Consider the following 16941-nt stretch of genomic DNA (forward strand, 5'->3'; position numbering starts at 1 on the left):
TGGTCAGCCTTTCTCGGGGGAGGAGGAGGAACGGGGTTCGTAGCGGACCGGCGGGAACGCGCGGCGCACGAGCGCGCGCAGCGATTCGAGCGAGCCGGAGACGAGACCCTGGGCGCGGGCCTGGACCATGATGTTGCCGATCGCCGTGGCTTCGCTGGGGCCGGCCTCGACCCGGAGACCGGTGCGGTCGGCGGTGAGCTGGCAGAGCAGCTCGTTCTGCGAGCCGCCGCCGACGATGTGGATCGTCCGGACCTGCTTGCCGCTGAGCCGGACGGCGTCGGCGAGGGTGCTCGCGTAGGCCTCGGCGAGCGACTCGAGGATCGAGCGGACGAACTCGGGCCGGGTGCGCGGCTGCGCCAGACCGCGCTCGACGCACCACTCCACGATCCGGCCGGGCATGTTGCCGGGGGTGAGGAAGCGCTCGTCGGCGGGGTCGAAGGTGGTGATCGGCCCGCGGATCGCGGCGGCCTCGCGCAGGAGCTCGGCCAGGTCGACCTCCTGGCCGGTGCTGCGCTCCCAGGTCCGGATGGACTCGGAGAGCAGCCAGAGGCCGGAGACGTTCTTCAGGAATCGGACACGCCCGTCGACGCCGCCCTCGTTGGTGAAGTTGGCGGCCCGACCCTCCAGCGAGACCACCGGCTCCTCGAGTTCGACGCCGACGAGCGACCAGGTGCCGCTCGAGATGTACGCGAAGTCCTCGCCGACGGCCGGCACCGCGACGACGGCCGAGGCCGTGTCGTGCGAGCCGACGGCGACGACGCCGAGCCCTGCCGGGGCGCCGAGGTCGGCGGCGACGGCGGGGAGGAGCGTGCCGAGCCGGGACCCCGGCTCGATCAGGGGTGCGAGGATCCCGAGGGGCAGATCGAGGCGCGCGAGGAGCTCGGTGTCCCACGCGCGGGTGTGCGGGTCGAGCAGACCCGTGGTGGAGGCGTTGGTGCTCTCGGTCGCGGCGACGCCGGTCAGCCAGTAGCCGATCAGGTCGGGCACGAGCAGCGCCTGGTCGGCGAGGGCGAGCACGTCGCGCTCGGCGGCGAGCTGGAACAGCGTGTTGAACGGCAGGTGCTGCAGGCCGTTCCGCCGGTAGAGCTCGTCGGCGCCGATGCGCGCGTGCACGTCGGCGACGCCGCGCGCCGTCCGCTCGTCGCGGTAGTGGTACGGGGCGCCGAGCATCCGGCCCTGCCGCAGCATGGCGTAGTCGACGGCCCAGGAGTCGATGCCGATGGAGACGACCTCGGGCTCGTCGCGGAGGGCGCTGGTCAGGCCGGCCGTGAGCGAGCGGTGCAGCTCGAGGATGTTCCAGTGCAGAGCGGAGTCGCCGCCCTCCTGGATGCGCACCGGCTGGTTGGGGAAGCGCGCGACGTGCCGCATCCGCAGCTCGTCATGACCGACGTAGCCGAGGATGACGCGCCCGCTGGTGGCGCCGAGATCGACCGCCGCGACGGCCTTCATCGGAGGAACGCCGCCGCGACTCCAGCGTCCACGGGAACGTGAAGTCCGGTCGTGTGCGAGAAGTCCGACGTGCAGAGGGCGAAGACGGCGTTGGCCACGTTCTCGGGGACGACCTCGCGCTTGAGGATCGTGCGCTTGGCGTAGAACGCGCCCAGGTCCTCCTCGTCGATGCCGTAGGTCTTGGCGCGGTTCGCGCCCCAGCCGGAGGCGAAGATCCCGGAGCCGCGGACGACGCCGTCGGGGTTGATGCCGTTGACCTTGATGCCGTGCTCGCCGAGCTCGGCGGCCAGCAGGCGCACCTGGTGGGCCTGGTCGGCCTTCGTCGCGGAGTAGGCGATGTTGTTCGGGCCGGCGAAGACCGAGTTCTTCGAGGAGATGTAGACGATGTCGCCGCCGAGCTTCTGGTCGACGAGCACGCGGGCCGCGGCCTGCGAGACGAGGAACGAGCCCTTCGCCATCACGTCGTGCTGGAGGTCCCAGTCGGCCTCGGTGGTGTCGAAGAGCGACTTCGAGAGCGAGAGGCCGGCGTTGTTGACGACCAGATCGAGACCGCCGAAGGCGAGCACGGTGGCGTCGATCGCGGCCTTGACCGCTGCGCCGTCGGAGACGTTCGCCGCGACTCCCACCGCGACGTCGGTCGAGCCGAGCTCGGCCGCGGCGGCCTGCGCCTTGGCGAGATCGAGGTCGGCGACGACGACGCAGGCGCCCTCGGCGGCGAGGCGGGTGGCGATCGCCTTGCCGATGCCGGAGGCGGCGCCGGTGACGAGCGCGATGCGGGAGGCGAGCGGCTTGGGCTTCGGCATCCGCTGCAGCTTCGCCTCCTCGAGCGCCCAGTACTCGATGCGGAACTTCTCCGCCTCGTCGATCGGCGCGTAGGTCGAGATCGCCTCGGCGCCGCGCATCACGTTGATCGCGTTCACGTAGAACTCGCCGGCGACGCGAGCGGTCTGCTTGTTCGCGCCGTAGGAGAACATGCCCACGCCCGGGACGAGCACGATCAGCGGGTCGGCGCCGCGGATCGCGGGGCTCTCCGCGGTCGCGTGCGCGTCGTAGTAGGCCTGGTAGTCGGCGCGGTACGCCTCGTGCAGGGCGGGGAGGCGCTCGACGATCTCCTCGACCGTGGCCGTGGCCGGCAGGTCGACGAGCAGCGGCTTCACCTTGGTGCGGAGGAAGTGGTCGGGGCAGGAGGTGCCGAGCGCGGCCAGGCGCGGGTGCTCGGTGCTCGCAAGGAAGTCGAGGACCTCGGCGGAGTCGGTGAAGTGGCCGACCTGGGGGCGGTCGTGCGAGGCGACCGCGCGCAGGTGCGGAGCGAGGGCGGCGGCCTTGGCGCGGCGCTCCTCCTCCGGGAGAGCGGCGTAGCCGTCGAGCGCGGGGCCGAAGGGCTCGGGGCGGCCGTGCTCGGCGATGTAGGCGCTCGCGGTCTCGATGATGCGGAGCGAGTTCGCCTCCGCCTCCTCGCTGGTGTCGCCCCAGGCGGTGATGCCGTGGCCGCCGAGGATCGCGCCGATGACCTCGGGGTTCGCCTCCTTGATCGCGGCGATGTCGAGGCCGAGCTGGAAGCCGGGGCGGCGCCACGGGACCCAGGCGACGGTGCCGCCGAAGGCCTCGGCGGTGAGGCGCTCGCCGTCGGCGGCGGTCGCGAAGGCGATGCCGGAGTCGGGGTGCAGGTGGTCGACGTGCGCGGCGTCGACGAGGCCGTGCATCGCGGTGTCGATCGAGGGGGCGGCGCCGCCCTTGCCGTGCAGTGTGAAGTCGAAGGCGGCGACCATCTCGTCCTCGCGGTCGAGGCCGGGGTAGACGTTCACGAGCGCGCGGAGGCGGTCCAGGCGGAGGACGGCGAGGCCGGACTCCTTCAGTGTGCCGAGGTCGCCGCCCGAGCCCTTGACCCAGAGCAGCTCGACGGGCTCGCCGGTGACCGGGTCGGTCTCGACGCCCTTCGCGGAGGTGTTGCCACCCGCGTAGTTCGTGTTGCGCGGGTCGGCCCCGAGGCGGTTCGAGCGGGCGATCAGCTCTGCGGCGGTCGAGGCCATGACTTCTCCGTCTGTTGAACGAGTGTGTTAACTGTCACAGAAGCTAACAGGCCGATTCGCTCCGGTCAATGCTCGTCAGCGCACCTCGGCGAGTCCGCGGAAGGGGTCGAGGCGCGCGTCGGCGGGGTCGAGCTCGGTCACCAGCACCGAGATCGCGTCCCAGTCGAGCGCGCGGGCGAGGGCCGAGCGCCCGAGCTTCGAGGAGTCGACCAGCAGCACCGTCTCGGTGGCCGCCGCGACGAGGACGCGCTTGACCTGCGCCTCCTCCAGGGTCACCTCGCTCGTGCCGGCGCGGGTCACGGCCGAGGCGGAGGTGAAGAAGCGGTCGTAGTGCAGCTCGGCGGCGCTCGCGCAGGCGAGGGGGCCGACGAAGCTGTCGGTCTCGGCCTGGAGCTCGCCGCCGATCAGGACGACGCGGGCGCGGGTGGCGCGGGCGGAGACGTGGTTCTCCAGGGAGTTGGTCGCGACGAGCAGGCGCGGCGACTCCGGGGCGGCGGCGAGGAGGGTGCCCGCGGTGGAGGAGGCGTCGACGGCGATCGCACCGGACTCCGGCAGCAGGGCGACCGCCTTGCGCGCGATCTCGCGCTTGGCGGCGGCGCCGGCGGCCAGGCGCTCGGCGAAGGGGCGGGGGCGGAGGGCGGCGACCGCGCCGCCGCGGACCCGGCTGAGCCGGCCCTCCGCCTCGAGGTCGGCGAGGTCGCGGCGGACCGTCATCGTCGAGACGTCGAGCTCGGTCGCCGCGTCGTCGAGGCGGATCGCGCCGTCGCGCTCGAGCAGGGCGATCAGGCGCGCGCGCCGCTCCGCGGAGTCCACCGTGGCCATGCCGCTCCCGTTCCGCCGGCGCGTGGGCGCCCGCGCGGTCGAGCGTAGTGGGGAGGGCCCGCGGGGGTCAGTCCCGGTCGTCGGGGTCGCGCCGCACCTGGGCGGCGGGGTCGCGGCCGGTCACCGGGAACGGGCCGGTCACGCCGTCGCGCAGCTGCGCGATCCTGAGGATGCGGCCGCGCTGCAGGAACCAGCCCGCGACCAGCAGCGGGACGATGATCACCAGCGACGCGATGGTGAGGGTGCCGACCGGGAAGTCGATCGCCATCAGCACGAGGACCACGGCGAGGAAGACGAGGGTCAGCCAGGCCGTGACGGGGGCGCCGGGGAGCTTGAACGACGGCTCCTTCGCGAGACCCTTCTTCGCCCACTGCCGCAGCCGCATCTGGCAGAGGATGATCGTGCCCCACGCCGTGATGATGCCCAGGCTCGCGATGTTGAGCGCGATCTCGAAGGCCTGGCTCGGCACGAAGTAGTTGAGCGCGACGCCCGCGACCGTGAAGGTCGCGGTGAGCAGGATGCCGGCGTAGGGCACGCCGCCACGCGACATCCGCGTCGTCCACTTCGGTGCGGAGCCGTTCATCCCCATCGAGTGCAGCGCGCGGCCGGTGGAGTAGAGGCCGGCGTTGAGCGAGGAGAGCGCGGCGGTGAGCACCACGAAGTTCATGATCGAGCCGGCGATCGTGCCGACCTCGGGTCCGCCGATCGAGGAGAAGAAGGTGACGAACGGGCTCTCGCCCTCCTTGTAGGCGGTGTAGGGGAGCAGCAGCGAGAGCAGGACGATCGAGCCGACGTAGAAGATCGCGATCCGGAAGATCACCGAGTTGATCGCCCGCGGGATCACCTTCTCGGTGTCCTGCGTCTCGCCGGAGGCGGTGCCGACCAGCTCGATCGCGGCGTAGGCGAAGACCACGCCCTGCATCACCAGGACCGCGGGCAGCAGGCCGTTGGGCAGGATGCCGCCGTTGTCCGCGAGGATCGAGACCCCGGTCCGCACGGTCTCGCCGCCGGCCTGCACCGGGAAGGCGAAGACGAGCCAGATCAGCGCGACGACGAGGAAGGCGACCAGCGCCGTCACCTTGATCAGGGCGAACCAGAACTCGAGCTCGCCGAAGACCTTGACCGCGACCATGTTCGCGGCGAGGACGACGAGCAGCGCGATCAGGGCGAGGAGCCACTGCGGGGCGGCGGTGAAGGCCGACCAGTACTTGAGGTAGACGGCGACGGCGGTGGTGTCCACGATCGAGGTCATCGCCCAGTTGAGGAAGTACATCCAGCCGGCGGCGTAGGCGAACTTCTCGCCGTAGAACTCGCGGGCGTAGGAGATGAACGAGCCCGAGGACGGGCGGTGCAGGACGAGCTCGCCGAGGGCGCGGAGGATGAAGAAGGCGAAGATCCCGGCGACGAGGTAGGCGATCGCGAGGGCCGGGCCGGCCGAGTTCAGGCGGCCGCCGGCGCCGAGGAAGAGGCCGGTTCCGATCGCGCCGCCGATCGCGATCATCTGGAGCTGGCGGGGCTTCAGTCCGTGCTGGTAGCCCTCCTGCTCGTGCGAGAAGTCCTTGGCGGGCGCCTGCTCCGCACCGATGTCGTCCTGCGCTGTCATGGCGTCACGGTACTCCCGCGCGGGGGCTGTTCTGGCCGGTGAGCGCGGGGAGGGGCCGGGTATGCGCTTGCCCGGGCTCGCGAGGGGTGCGGACCGGAGGTGGAGGCTCCTCCACAGGTACTGAAACGCGCCGAGTTGTTTTGATACGGGGTGAGTGTGGTCAGATACGTATGGGTTCAGGCGTACGGTTCCCTCGCTGCCGTCGTGCAGCCCGCCTCGTCGGTCTCGGCGGGGGCGGTCCCGAACACAGAGAGGTCCCACCATGTCCTTCCGAGCACCCGGCTCCCGCCGGTCCTTCATCACCGCTCTCGCGCTGACGGGGGCGATCATCGCCGCGCCCGTGGCGGCTGCGTACACCGTGACGAATCCACCGGAGGGAGGGACGTGGATCCACGGGACGACGCGCGGGATCGTGCTGTCGTCGTACGAGCACGAGTCGCGAGAGCACAAGGCGACCGTCTACAACGGCGAGTACCACTACGCGAAGTGCAAGCCCGCAGGGGTCTTGGCAGCGGTGAGCGCACCTGCCCGCGACTTCCAAGTGGACTCCGCGTACTACGACGTCTGTTCCTGATCGGTCGGTGGGCGGGGCTCCTGTCCCGCCCGCCTCGACAGCGGGAGAGCTGTGAGAAGCAAGAGCGTGATCCTCGGCTACGTGCTGGCCGTCGTCCTGGCGGCCCTGCTCGCCGTCGTCTTCGTGCGGGCCTTCGACACGGGCGGCGTGGTCTGGAACGGGGGCTGGCAGCTCCGGATCTCGAAGGACGCGACGCCGCGCGTCGCCGCGAGCGACGTCTACCGCGAGCTCGCCGAGCTGGCCGAGAGCCGCGGGATCGACGTGGTTCGGTATGTCGAGGACTCCGTGGACCCCGCCACAGTGCGGCACCTCTTCGTCACGGGGAACGGGGCCGCTGCGGAGCTGCTCCGCGATGGCTACGGCGCCGCGGACCCCTCGATCACCACGACCGTCGCACCGTTACGGGACCTCGGTCTGCTCGATCCGCGCGGGGCCTGGCTGGTCGGCGGCGAACGAGCGGACGCGGAGGCCGTGCTCGCGGTCATCGAGGCCGGTGGGTGGACGGGAACCCTCGCGCCCTACGTCTCGAGCATCGATGTGAACACCTACCGCGAGTACGGCGACCTGATGCGCTCGCTCGGTGTCGCGCTGCTCGCCGTCATCGTTCTGATCGGTGCGGGGACCGTGCTGCGGAGCAGGTCGCACGGCGTGCAGCGTCTGCACGGGGCCGGGCTCCTCCAGATCTTGCTCTCGGAGTGGCGGTTCCTCTCGCCGCCGGTGGTCGTGCTCTCGCTCGGGGGAGTGGCCGCGGTCGCCCTCGCGACGGCCGCCCTGAACGGCCTCGCGCAGCTGCCGACGGTCCTCGCGGTCGCCGGTCAGCTGCTCGCGCTGCTCCTGCTCGCCGCGGTCGCCGCGCAGATCCTCGCGATCGCTCTCACGGACGGGCGCCGGCTCGTCGATCAGGTGAAGGGGGAGATCGACGGCTGGTGGGTGCTGGTCGGCGTGTACGCGGTGCGGATCCCCGCGGTGCTGGTGCTCCTGGCGATCGTCGCCGCGCTCGGGCAGAGCGCCCGGGTCGCCGAGATCGAGGGCCGCGGTCGCGAGTTCTGGGGCGTCGCGGGCGACGCAGTCACGATGAGTGTCGGCGGATATCTCGGCGAGTCCGAGTATCGCGACGCGACTCCCCGACTGGCAGACCTGGCCGGTTCGCAGGACGCCGATGGTGGGGTGATCGTCGTCTCGCCGGAGCTCGGTGAAGAACCGAACGTGCTGCTCGTCAATGAGGGGTACCTCAGGAGGGTCGAGGTGCTCGGTGGTGACGGACGACGGATCACCGAGGTCCCCGACGGCGTCCTCACTGTCCTCGAGCCTGAGGACTCCTCCGTCCAGCGGCGCCGAGCGGTGCTCGCCGACCTGCGTTCTTGGCAGGACATCCAGTCAGGAGTCTCCCTGTCGGCACCCGGGACCGTCGATCTTCCGGCGGCGGAGCAGGTCGTGCCGTCAGGGCAGACCCTCGTCACCTTCCATGCTGCGGGCGACGTCTTTCACCCGGAGGCAGAGCTCGTCGACCCGGTCGTCGTCGTCCTCCCGTCGGTGGGCGTGCTCGCCGATTCCGAGCTGGTCGCGATGATCACGCTGGACGAAGTCGTCTTCACCGATCCCGCGGCGCTGGCGGCTGCGATCGAGGAGCGCGGTCTCTCCGGGGTCGTCAGCTCGATCACTCCGGTGGCGTATCAGGCGAACGAGCAGTATCGGCTGGCGCTCGGCGCGCACGCGATCAACGTGATCGGGTTCGTCAGCGGCGCGATCGTGGTGCTGCTCACCGGACTGGTCGCGGCGGTGGTGCTGGTGGAGAAGGACCGCAAGCGCGCGTTCGTGCACCGGATGTCCGGGCTCGGACCGCTCACGGCGCACCGGAGCGGGCTGCTGCTGGAGGGCGTGCTGCTGACGGCGACGCTCGCCCTGGCGGTCGTGCCGCAGTGGTTCCGCGATCCCAAGGACGTGCGGACGGTGATCGACCTGGGCACGGTCGACACCGAGAACTTCCTGCTCGAGCAGACCGCGCTGGACATCGGGGTCGTCGTGGCCAGCGCCGTCCTCCTCGTCGCGTGCCTCGCGCTCGCGCACCGGAGGGCGAGCCGCTCGTCGACCGTCGACACCTGATCCGTCCTCTCGATCCTCCCCACCGACAAGGAAGACACTCCGTGATCCTCGCCACCCACCTCACCAAGGGCTACGGCCGACGCACGCTGTGGAGCGGGCTCGACGTGACCGTCGCCTCCGGCAGCACCCTCGCCCTCACCGGGGCGAGCGGCAGCGGCAAGTCGACGCTCCTGAACTGCCTCGGGCTGCTCGACGCTCCCGACTCCGGCTCGATCGAGGTCGACGGGGAGGAGCTGACCCGCCTGCGGGCGCACGGGCGCCGGCGCTTCCGGCGGCACCGGCTCGGCTACCTCTTCCAGAGCTACGCGCTCGTCGACACCGCGACCGTGGAGCAGAACCTCGCGATCGCGCTCGGCGAGCGGCGGGGCCGGGGCGACCGGTTCGACCGTGCGCTCGATCGGGTCGGACTCGCCGGGCGGGGCCGCGAGCGCGTCTCGCGGCTGAGCGGAGGGGAGCAGCAGCGGGTCGCGCTCGCGCGGCTCCTGGTGAAGAGCCCCACGCTCGTGCTCGCCGACGAGCCGACCGGCGCCCTCGACGCCGAGAACAGCGAGACGGTGCTCGACGTGCTGACCGAGCTCGCCGGGCACGGGGCGAGCGTGGTCGTCGCGACCCACGACTCCGGGATCGCGAGCTGGTGCGACGACCGCCTCCACCTCGCGGCGCCCTGAGCCGCGGGGAGCCCCCGGTCGGACCGTGCTGGTCGGGGTCTCGATACGCCCGCTGCGCGGGCTGCTCGACCAGCAAAGGGACCCGCTGCGCGGGCTGCTCGACCAGCAAGAGGACCCGCTGCGCGGGCTGCTCGACCAGCGGAGGAGGGCGGGTCTTTCCGCGCGGTGCTCGGCCGAATCATGCTGGTCGAGTAGCCCCGCAGGGGCGTATCGAGACCCGACCCCGTCAGCACGTGCGTTCTGCAGACGTGGCTCTTGGCGATGGTGGGTCTCGATACGCCCGCTGCGCGGGCTACTCGACCAGCGAAGGGACGCGCTGCGCGGGCTGCTCGACCAGCGAGGGGACCCGCTGCGCGGGCTACTCGACCGGCGGAGGAAGGGTGGCGAAGGCGAGGTCGATCAGGGGGAGGCGGTCTCGCTCGACGACTGCCGTCAGGACGCGGTCGCCGAGGTCGACGCCGACACCGAGGACGTGCGCGTCGGTGTCGATCCGGAGGCCGGGGACCGAGCGGCCGTCGAGGAGGAGCGGGACGTCGTGCTCGACGCACTTCTCGGTGGCCCGGCCGAGCAGTTCGCCGGGGAGCCGGCCGCGGACGCGCTCGTCGCGGAACCGGTTCCTCAGGATGTGGTTCACGTGCTCCACGAGGACGCTCTCGACGGAGTGCCACGCCGGGGCCGGCTCGTGCACGACGGTCGTCCGCACCGCCTCCCACAGCCACGGGTAGCGCATCCGGGCGGTGATCGCGGTCATCCACTCGGGCAGCGGGCGCACCGGCGGGGCGTCGAGCGAGGCACGCAGCTCGTCGTCGAGCTCCGCGAGGTTGGCGGGGTCGTCGTGATCATCGGGGTTGAGCCAGAGGGTGTAGCCGATCGCCACGGACTCGATCTCGACGCGTCCGTCGGAGGAGCTCGATGCCGTGCCGGACGTCCACGCCTCGAGCGACGGCTGGGGCGCGAAGGTGTACAGCGGGCCCGGGAAGGCACGCGCCACCTCGTCGAGGGTCGGCGGCACGGGGACGTCCTCGAGACGAGCGCTCTCATCGAAGAACATCTCCCGAGCCTGACGCGTCGCCGGGGCGGGCGCAACGGCGGCGCGCTGCTGGGCGCAAGGCGGATCTCGATACGCCCGCTGCGCGGGCTGCTCGACCAGCAAAGGGGCCCGCTGCGCGGGCTACTCGACCAGCAAAGGGGCGGGCTGCTCGACCAGCGAAGGTCGGCGGGTCTCTTCGCGGTGATCGGCCCGAGCATGCTGGTCGAGTAGCCCCGCAGGGGCGTATCGAGACCGGCCCCACTCAGCACGTGTGTTCTGCAGGCTCGGCTCCTGGCGATGGTGGGTCTCGATACGCCCGCTGCGCGGGCTACTCGACCAGCAGAGGGGCCCGCTGCGCGGGCTACTCGACCAGCAGAGGGGCCCGCTGCGCGGGCTACTCGACCAGCAGAGGGGCGGGCTGCCGACCAGCAGGAGTGGGGTGCTCAGCCGGCGGCGCGGCGGGTGACGAAGGTGAGGTCGAGGAGGGGGAGGCGTTCGCGCTCGACGACGGCTGTCAGGAAGCGGTCGCCGAGGTGGGCGCCGACGCCGAGGACGTGCGCGTCGGTGTCGATCCGGATGCCGGGGACCCACCGCCCGTCGAGGAGGAGCGGGACGCCGTGCTCGACGCCGAGGTCCATCGCGGGGCCGAGGAGCTCGCCGACGTCGCTCCCGCCGGCGCGCTCGGTGCGGAGGCGCTTCCTCAGGCTGCGGTTCACGTGCTCGAGGAGCGCGAACTCGATGTTCTGCCACGGCGAGTGCTCCTCCGCGACGCTCGTCCGCACCGCATCCCACAGTCTCGGGGCCGGGTCGGGCCGGAACGTGTAGCCGATCGAGGCCTCGTCGAAGAGGATCACCCCGCCCCGGTCGCGCGCCGAGGCCGAGCACAGCCACTCCTCCTGGGACGGCTGGGGCGTGAGGGTGAAGAGCGGACCGTGGAAGAACCGCGTCACGACGTCCAGCGTCGGCGGCTCGGGCAGCTCCTCGGGGGACAGGTACTCGTCGGCGTGCATCCGTCCAGCCTCGCGTCGCGGCGGCGCGGTCGGCAACGCCGTTCGGCGAACCGGCGCGAGGCGACGCACCGGGGCTCAGGCCGGTGCCGCGTCCGTCGTCGCCGCGTCGTCGCCCGCGGCTCGCGCCCTCGACGTGATCGCCTCGATGACCTCGGTCTTGGCGTCCGAGTAGGCGTTCATGTCGGCCCAGGTCCGCTGCATCAGGGAGCGCTTCGTCGTCTCGTACAGCGTCCGGTCGGCGGTGTCGCGGCGGAGGTGGTCGCGGAGGAGCAGGTACTCGGCCACGGCGGGGTCGCCGCGGCCGTAGAGGTGCACGTGCACGTCGCGCTCCGGGGTCCGGACGAGGCGATGGCCGGGCTCGCGGACCCGCAGCTCGTAGCCCGCGGCGAGCAGCGGGTCGAGGTGGTCCTCCTCCGCGGTGATGTCGGGGACCGCCACCACGATGTCGACGATCGGCTTCGCCGCCAGGCCCGGCACGGAGGTGGAGCCGATGTGCTCGATCAGGACGTCGATGCTCGCCAGAGCCTGCGCGATGCGCCGCTCGTGCTCGCGGAAGACGTCCGCCCAGCCGGGGTCGGGGTCGTGCAGTCCGACCGCCAGCCGCTCGGCGCCCCCGACGATGTCCACCGTCGTGACGTCCGGTCGGCGCGCGGATCCGGTGCTGTGCATACCGGCATCCTCGCAGGGGATCGAGCGCGCGGCATCCGGGACAAGGGCTTGCGGGGTGCCGTGCGGAGGGGTCGACTGGCAGCAGGAGAGAGAGGTGTCACCATGACGCAGACCTTCCCCGCGTGGTTGCGGGACCAGGACAAGAGGGACGACGAGGTCGGCGAGCTCGCCCAGACCTACGCCGGCCGCGGCGACCTGCCGGAGCACGGCGGGCGCGCGATCTACGACGGCTACTTCGCGAGCGAGCCCGCCGCGGCGCAGGCCGGTCTCGAGCGGGCCTGGATGGAGTTCGAGGCGCACCCCGAGCCGTCCGCCACCTCGGACGAGCCGGAGGGACTGCGATGAGCGACCAGACCCCGAGCCCCGTCGAGGACCCGGACGACCAGGCCCCGAGCCCCGTCGAGGACCCGGACGACCAGGCCGACAAGCCCTCGCAGGCCGAGGGCGAGGACCCGCGCGACACCCCGGTCGAGGTGCTCCCCGCCGAGGGGAAGCCGTCGAAGGCCGAGGGGTGACGGTGCGGGTGAGGTGAGGTGAGGGGGCGCTTCCGGGGACGGGGGCGTCCCTTCTTGGTGTTGGGGGGGGGATCTCGATACGCCCTCTGCGAGGGCTACTCGATCAGCAAGAAGGGGGCGGTCTTCGCTGGATGTGCTGGTGACGGTGGGTCTCGATACGCCCCTGCGGGGCTACTCGACCAGCAGGCAGGTGCGGGGGTGCTCGACCAGCGAGCGAGTGCGGGGGTGCTCGACCAGCAAGGGCGGCGGGGTCAGCGGGTTGCGGCGGCCATCAGCTCGCGGGCCTCGGTGCTCTCGGGGTACTGGGCGAGGACGCGCTCCAGGTCGCGGCGGGCCGGGGCGCGCCGGCCGTCGACGAGGTGGGTGCTCGCGCGCTCGAAGAGGGCCTCGATGCGCAGCTCGACCGGTCGGGCGGTGGTCACGTTCGGCCGCACCACGCGGTCGAAGGCCTCGAGGGCGCTCTCGATCAGCCCGAGCTCGCGCAGGGCGACGCCGCGGCGGATGAGGACGGCGGCCGACGGGGCGTCGACGTTGACGACGGGCGCCGAGAACTGCGCCACGTCGCTCCAGCGCCGCCGGGCGGAGTAGAGGGCGGCCAGCGTCGAGGCCGCGAGCGTCGAGGGTGGCAGCGCCTCGACCGCGGCCGTCGCGCCGGCCGGGTCGTCGGGGGCGGCGAGCTCGGCGAAGAGGAGGCGCAGGGCGGTCGCGTCGAGCGGCACGGTCACGTCGAGTCCGGCGCTGAGCGGCAGGTGCGCGGTCAGCACGATCCCGTAGCGGCGGAGGAACGGGTCGGCGGACGGGTCGTAGCGCATCCGCACCAGCCAGCCGGCGAGGCGGAGGGCGCGGTCGTCCTCGGGGCGGGAGAGGGCGTCGCGGACCAGCTCGACGACGGCGGCGAGGCGGGAGCCCTCGGGGGAGGCGGCGGTGGCCTCGTGCAGCTCGGAGGCGGGCGCGCCACTGCGGATCAGCCGGATGAGCGGCGCCTCCCACGGCTGCGCGAGCGGTGAGGGGCGCACGAGTCCCGGGCCGCCGGGCATCGACAGCCCGGCCGAGATCCGCGAGCGGTGCTGGGCCCGGGAGAGTGCCGGTCCGACGACGGGATGCAGGCGTGCGCTGGTCAGCACCTGCAGTTCCCCGGCGGTCCGGAAGCCGATCCCCACAACAACCCCCTTCGCCCCGGGGTGAGCTTCCCCCCGAGTCCCCACTTTACGGGGTGTTCCGGACGGTTCTCCCCCCGAAAGGGGCCCGCGGGCCCGGCGCGGATCGGGGGAGGTCCGTCGCGCCGGTCCGTCCGTCGCGCCGGTCAGTCCGTCGCGCCGGTCCGTCCGTCGCGCCGGTCAGTCCGTCGCGGTGAGGCGCGAGCCGTCCGCCGCGCTGCGCTCGACCGCGTCGAGCACCTGCTGCACCTGCAGCGCCTCCGCGAACGACGGCGAGGGCTGCACGCCCGCGGCGAGGGCCGTGACCAGGTCGACGACCTGGTGGGTGAAGACGTGCTCGTAGCCGAGTCCGTGCCCGGTCGGCCACCAGGCGGCGGCGTAGGGGTGCACGGGCTCCGTCACCTGGATGGTGCGGAAGCCCTGGGCGTCCTCCGGATCGCGGGCGTCGTAGTACTCGAGCTCGTTCATCCGCTCGAAGTCGAAGGCGATGCTGCCGGTCTCGCCGTTGATCTCGATGCGATTGGCGTTCTTGCGGCCGGTGGCGACGCGGGTGGCCTCGAAGACGCCGAGGGCACCTCCGCTGAGCGTCGCCGTGAACAGGGCGGCGTCGTCGACGGTGACCGGGCCGCGCTCGGCGCCCTCCTCCGCCCGGCCGCCGAGGCCGGACTGCGTGGCGAGCACCGGGCGCTCGGTGACGAAGGTGCGCAGCTGCGCCGAGACGGCGTCGATCGTCTGCCCGGTGAGCCACTGCGCGGTGTCGATGCTGTGCGCGCCGATGTCGCCGAGGGCGCCGGAGCCGGCCTTCTCCTTGTCGAGCCGCCAGGTCAGCGGTCCCTCGGAGTCGCTGAGCCAGTCCTGCAGGTACTGCGCGCGGACGTGGCGGATCGCGCCGAGGCGGCCCTCCTCGATGAAGCGCTTGGCGAGCGCGAGGGCGGGGGTGCGGCGGTAGCTGAAGCCGCACATCGCGGATCCGCTCGCCGCCTCGGCCGCCTCCGTCATCGACCGCGCCTCGGGCACGGAGCGCGCGAGCGGCTTCTCGCAGAGCACGTGCTTGCCGGCCGCGAGCGCGGCGATCGCGATCTCGGCGTGCTGGTCGCCCGGGGTGCAGATGTCGATCAGGTCGATGTCGTCGCGGGCGATCACCTCGCGCCAGTCGATCGACCACTCGGCCGCGCCGAAGTTCTCGGCGGCGGCCCGCGCGCGGCCCTCGTCGCGGCCGACGACGACGGCGAGCTCGGGCCGCAGCGGCAGGTCGAAGAAGCGCGGCGCGGTCCGCCAGGCGTGGGCGTGGGCGCGGCCCATGAAGGCGTGGCCGATCATGGCCACGCGCAGCGGTGCCGTCATCGCAGGGCCCCGACCGGCTCGCCCGCGGCCGAGCGCAGCGGGAGCAGCTCGGGCCGCTCGGCCGTGGTCTCGATCGCGACGACCGCCTTCTCGGCGCTCGAGCGCAGGATCGCGTCCATGATCTCGAGGACGTGCAGCGCGAGGCGGCCCGAGGCGCGGTGCGGCCGGCCCTCCTCGATCGCCTCGGCGAGGTCGGCGAGCCCGACGCCGCGGCCGGTGTCGACGACGCCGGCGGAGTCGGGGACGACCCGCCAGTCCTCGTCGCGGACGGCGACCTCGACGACGTCCGAGAACATGTTCGGGTCGGGGACCGCGATGGTGCCCTCGGTGCCGTAGATCTCGAACTTGGGCGAGCGCGTGCGCCAGACCTCGAAGCTGACCGTCACGGTCGAGGTGACGCCGCTCTCGTGCTCGAGCAGCGCGCTGATGTGCGTGTCGATCGAGACGGGGATGGGCGTGCCGGCGCGCGGGCCCGACTCGATGGTGCGCGGGCGGTCCGAGCGCGTGGCGAGACCGGTGACCCGGACGACCGGGCCGAAGAGGTGCACGAGCGCGGTGAGGTAGTAGGGGCCCATGTCGAGCAGCGGACCGCCGCCGGGCTGGTAGTAGAACTCGGGCGCCGGGTGCCAGCGCTCGTGACCGGGCGCGGCCCAGTGCACCTGGGCGGCGATCGGCGTGCCGATCACTCCGGAGTCGAGGGTCTGCCGCGCGGTCTGGATCCCGGTGCCGAGCACCGTGTCGGGCGCGCTGGCGAAGCGCAGGCCCAGCTCCTCCGCGAGGTCGAGCATCGGGGCCGCCTCGGCCGGGTTCAGGCCGAGCGGCTTCTCGGCGAAGACGTGCTTGCCGTTCTGCAGTGCTCGCGTGCCGATCTCGACGTGCGCGGCGGGGATCGTGAGGTTGAGCACGGCGTCGACCTCGGGATCGGCGATCAGCTCGTCGACCGAGAGGGCGCGGACGCCGTGCTCGTCGGCGACCTCCTGCGCCCGCGCGGTGTTCAGGTCGGCGACGGCGACGAGGCGCAGGCCCGGGAAGGTGGGGAGGTTCGCGAGGTACTGCTCGCTGATCTTCCCGACTCCGATGATGCCGACTCTCAGCGGGAGGCCCACAGCAGTCCCCTTTCGATGATGGTGCGGACGTTGGCGTCCTGGAGGATCTCGACGCGGTGGCCGGGAGTGGAGACGAAGATGCGGCCGGCGCCCCACTGGCGGGTCCAGACGGCGGGGGAGGTGATCGGGCGCGTCCACGGGTCCCACTCGCGGACGGCCTGGGTCGTCGTGGCGAGGACGTCGTTGTAGTCGTCGTGCAGCACCCAGTACTGCTCGGTGGTGAGCTCGAAGTCGCTGATGCCCTGCGTGATCGGGTGGTCGGCGGCGAGGGCCGTCATCTCGATCGTGTGCGGAACGTAGTTGTCGGACTGCTCGCCGGTCCGCTCGTCGGGGTGCTTGCCCGGGTGCGAGACGAACTGGCCGCCGATCAGCTGCAGGTAGTCGGAGTTGCTGCGGTACGAGTCGGCGATGCCGCCGTGCCAGCCGGCCAGGCCGGTGCCGCGCTCGACGGCCGCGCGCAGGCCGAGGAACTCGGGCCACTCGATCGAGGTCATCGTGTTGGACTGCACGATCAGGTCGACGGTGCGCAGGTAGTCCTCGTCGGCGTAGACGGCGGTCGACTCCTCGATGCGCACCTCGAAGCCGTTCTCCTCGAGGAAGGGGAGGAACAGCTCGGTCGCCTCGACGGGCTGGTGGCCGTCCCACCCGCCGCGGACGACGAGCGCCCTCTTCGCGGGAGTGGTCGGGGGGAGGTCGGTCATCGGTGTCCTCGGGATGCTCGGCGGATCGCTCCGCGGTTCGTCGTCGAACGGATCTTGCGCAACTCGATGGCTGGCGCCGCCCACGTCCGATCAGTCTGCACCCCGCTGGCGGTGCAGGCAAGGCGGGAATGCGGTTCGGACCCCGAAGCGATCCGGGCCT

At 72.4% G+C, this 16941-nt stretch carries 16 protein-coding genes; 5 read left to right on the top strand and 11 right to left on the bottom strand.

What is annotated here, in order from left to right; genetic code table 11:
• Positions 1-3: 3 nt before the first annotated feature.
• From GSU72_RS02375 to GSU72_RS02390, 4 genes are all read right to left on the bottom strand, one after another.
• The gene (locus GSU72_RS02375; RefSeq protein WP_159983405.1) at positions 4-1449 is read right to left on the bottom strand and encodes a rhamnulokinase family protein; all 1446 of its coding nucleotides are present in this window, start codon (positions 1447-1449) and stop codon (positions 4-6) included.
• Positions 1446-3479 carry a bifunctional aldolase/short-chain dehydrogenase gene (locus GSU72_RS02380; protein ID WP_159983407.1) on the bottom strand — a complete coding sequence of 678 codons (2034 nt, stop codon included), beginning with the start codon at positions 3477-3479 and terminating at the stop codon, positions 1446-1448. Before GSU72_RS02380 ends, GSU72_RS02375 begins: the two co-directional genes overlap by 4 nt.
• 75 nt (positions 3480-3554) lie before the next feature.
• Entirely contained in the window at positions 3555-4301 is a 747-nt protein-coding gene (locus GSU72_RS02385) for a DeoR/GlpR family DNA-binding transcription regulator (protein ID WP_159983409.1), read from the bottom strand.
• Between the two features lie 67 nt (positions 4302-4368).
• Positions 4369-5904: an amino acid permease gene (locus tag GSU72_RS02390; protein WP_159983411.1), complete on the bottom strand. Its 1536-nt coding sequence runs from the start codon at positions 5902-5904 to the stop codon at positions 4369-4371.
• 262 nt (positions 5905-6166) lie between these two features.
• Between GSU72_RS02390 and GSU72_RS02395 the strand changes: the two genes are divergently transcribed.
• Genes GSU72_RS02395 through GSU72_RS02405 form a run of 3 tightly spaced genes read left to right on the top strand, consistent with a single transcriptional unit; the run spans position 6167 to position 9249 of the window.
• A complete protein-coding gene (locus GSU72_RS02395; RefSeq protein ID WP_159983413.1) occupies positions 6167-6478 on the top strand; it encodes a lactococcin 972 family bacteriocin in 312 nt (103 codons plus the stop codon).
• A 51-nt stretch (positions 6479-6529) separates the two neighbouring features.
• Positions 6530-8581: a hypothetical protein gene (locus GSU72_RS02400; protein ID WP_159983415.1), complete on the top strand. Its 2052-nt coding sequence runs from the start codon at positions 6530-6532 to the stop codon at positions 8579-8581.
• 41 nt (positions 8582-8622) lie between these two features.
• Positions 8623-9249, top strand: coding sequence for an ABC transporter ATP-binding protein (locus GSU72_RS02405; RefSeq protein ID WP_159983417.1), 627 nt, complete (start codon positions 8623-8625; stop codon positions 9247-9249).
• Between the two features lie 358 nt (positions 9250-9607).
• Here GSU72_RS02405 and GSU72_RS02410 read toward each other — a convergent pair whose 3' ends face one another.
• The 3 genes from GSU72_RS02410 to GSU72_RS02420 all read right to left on the bottom strand — a co-directional run bounded on the left by GSU72_RS02410 (position 9608) and on the right by GSU72_RS02420 (position 11958).
• Positions 9608-10300, bottom strand: coding sequence for a hypothetical protein (locus tag GSU72_RS02410; RefSeq protein ID WP_159983419.1), 693 nt, complete (start codon positions 10298-10300; stop codon positions 9608-9610).
• A 422-nt stretch (positions 10301-10722) separates the two neighbouring features.
• A complete protein-coding gene (locus GSU72_RS02415; protein ID WP_159983420.1) occupies positions 10723-11289 on the bottom strand; it encodes a hypothetical protein in 567 nt (188 codons plus the stop codon).
• Between the two features lie 75 nt (positions 11290-11364).
• Positions 11365-11958, bottom strand: coding sequence for a GrpB family protein (locus GSU72_RS02420; protein WP_159983421.1), 594 nt, complete (start codon positions 11956-11958; stop codon positions 11365-11367).
• Positions 11959-12060: 102 nt separating this feature from the next.
• Between GSU72_RS02420 and GSU72_RS02425 the strand changes: the two genes are divergently transcribed.
• Together GSU72_RS02425 and GSU72_RS02430 are read left to right on the top strand one after the other, a co-directional pair.
• Positions 12061-12303, top strand: coding sequence for a hypothetical protein (locus GSU72_RS02425; protein ID WP_159983422.1), 243 nt, complete (start codon positions 12061-12063; stop codon positions 12301-12303).
• Entirely contained in the window at positions 12300-12473 is a 174-nt protein-coding gene (locus GSU72_RS02430; RefSeq protein ID WP_159983423.1) for a hypothetical protein, read from the top strand. Before GSU72_RS02425 ends, GSU72_RS02430 begins: the two co-directional genes overlap by 4 nt.
• Positions 12474-12724: 251 nt before the next feature.
• On the opposite strand, the gene GSU72_RS02435 is transcribed toward GSU72_RS02430, so the two are convergent.
• The 4 genes from GSU72_RS02435 to GSU72_RS02450 all read right to left on the bottom strand — a co-directional run bounded on the left by GSU72_RS02435 (position 12725) and on the right by GSU72_RS02450 (position 16781).
• Complete coding sequence (locus GSU72_RS02435; RefSeq protein ID WP_159983424.1) at positions 12725-13633, bottom strand: tetratricopeptide repeat protein; 909 nt, start codon at positions 13631-13633, stop codon at positions 12725-12727.
• A 177-nt stretch (positions 13634-13810) separates the two neighbouring features.
• Positions 13811-14974, bottom strand: a complete 1164-nt coding sequence (locus tag GSU72_RS02440) for a Gfo/Idh/MocA family oxidoreductase (protein WP_159983425.1) — start codon at positions 14972-14974, stop codon at positions 13811-13813.
• Positions 14971-16080, bottom strand: coding sequence for a Gfo/Idh/MocA family oxidoreductase (locus GSU72_RS02445; RefSeq protein WP_159983426.1), 1110 nt, complete (start codon positions 16078-16080; stop codon positions 14971-14973). Before GSU72_RS02445 ends, GSU72_RS02440 begins: the two co-directional genes overlap by 4 nt.
• A complete protein-coding gene (locus GSU72_RS02450; RefSeq protein WP_159983427.1) occupies positions 16065-16781 on the bottom strand; it encodes a ThuA domain-containing protein in 717 nt (238 codons plus the stop codon). The genes GSU72_RS02445 and GSU72_RS02450 overlap by 16 nt, the downstream gene beginning before the upstream one ends.
• Positions 16782-16941 lie beyond the last annotated feature (160 nt).

The sequence above is a fragment of the Rathayibacter sp. VKM Ac-2760 genome, assembly GCF_009834185.1.
Taxonomy (GTDB): domain Bacteria; phylum Actinomycetota; class Actinomycetes; order Actinomycetales; family Microbacteriaceae; genus Rathayibacter.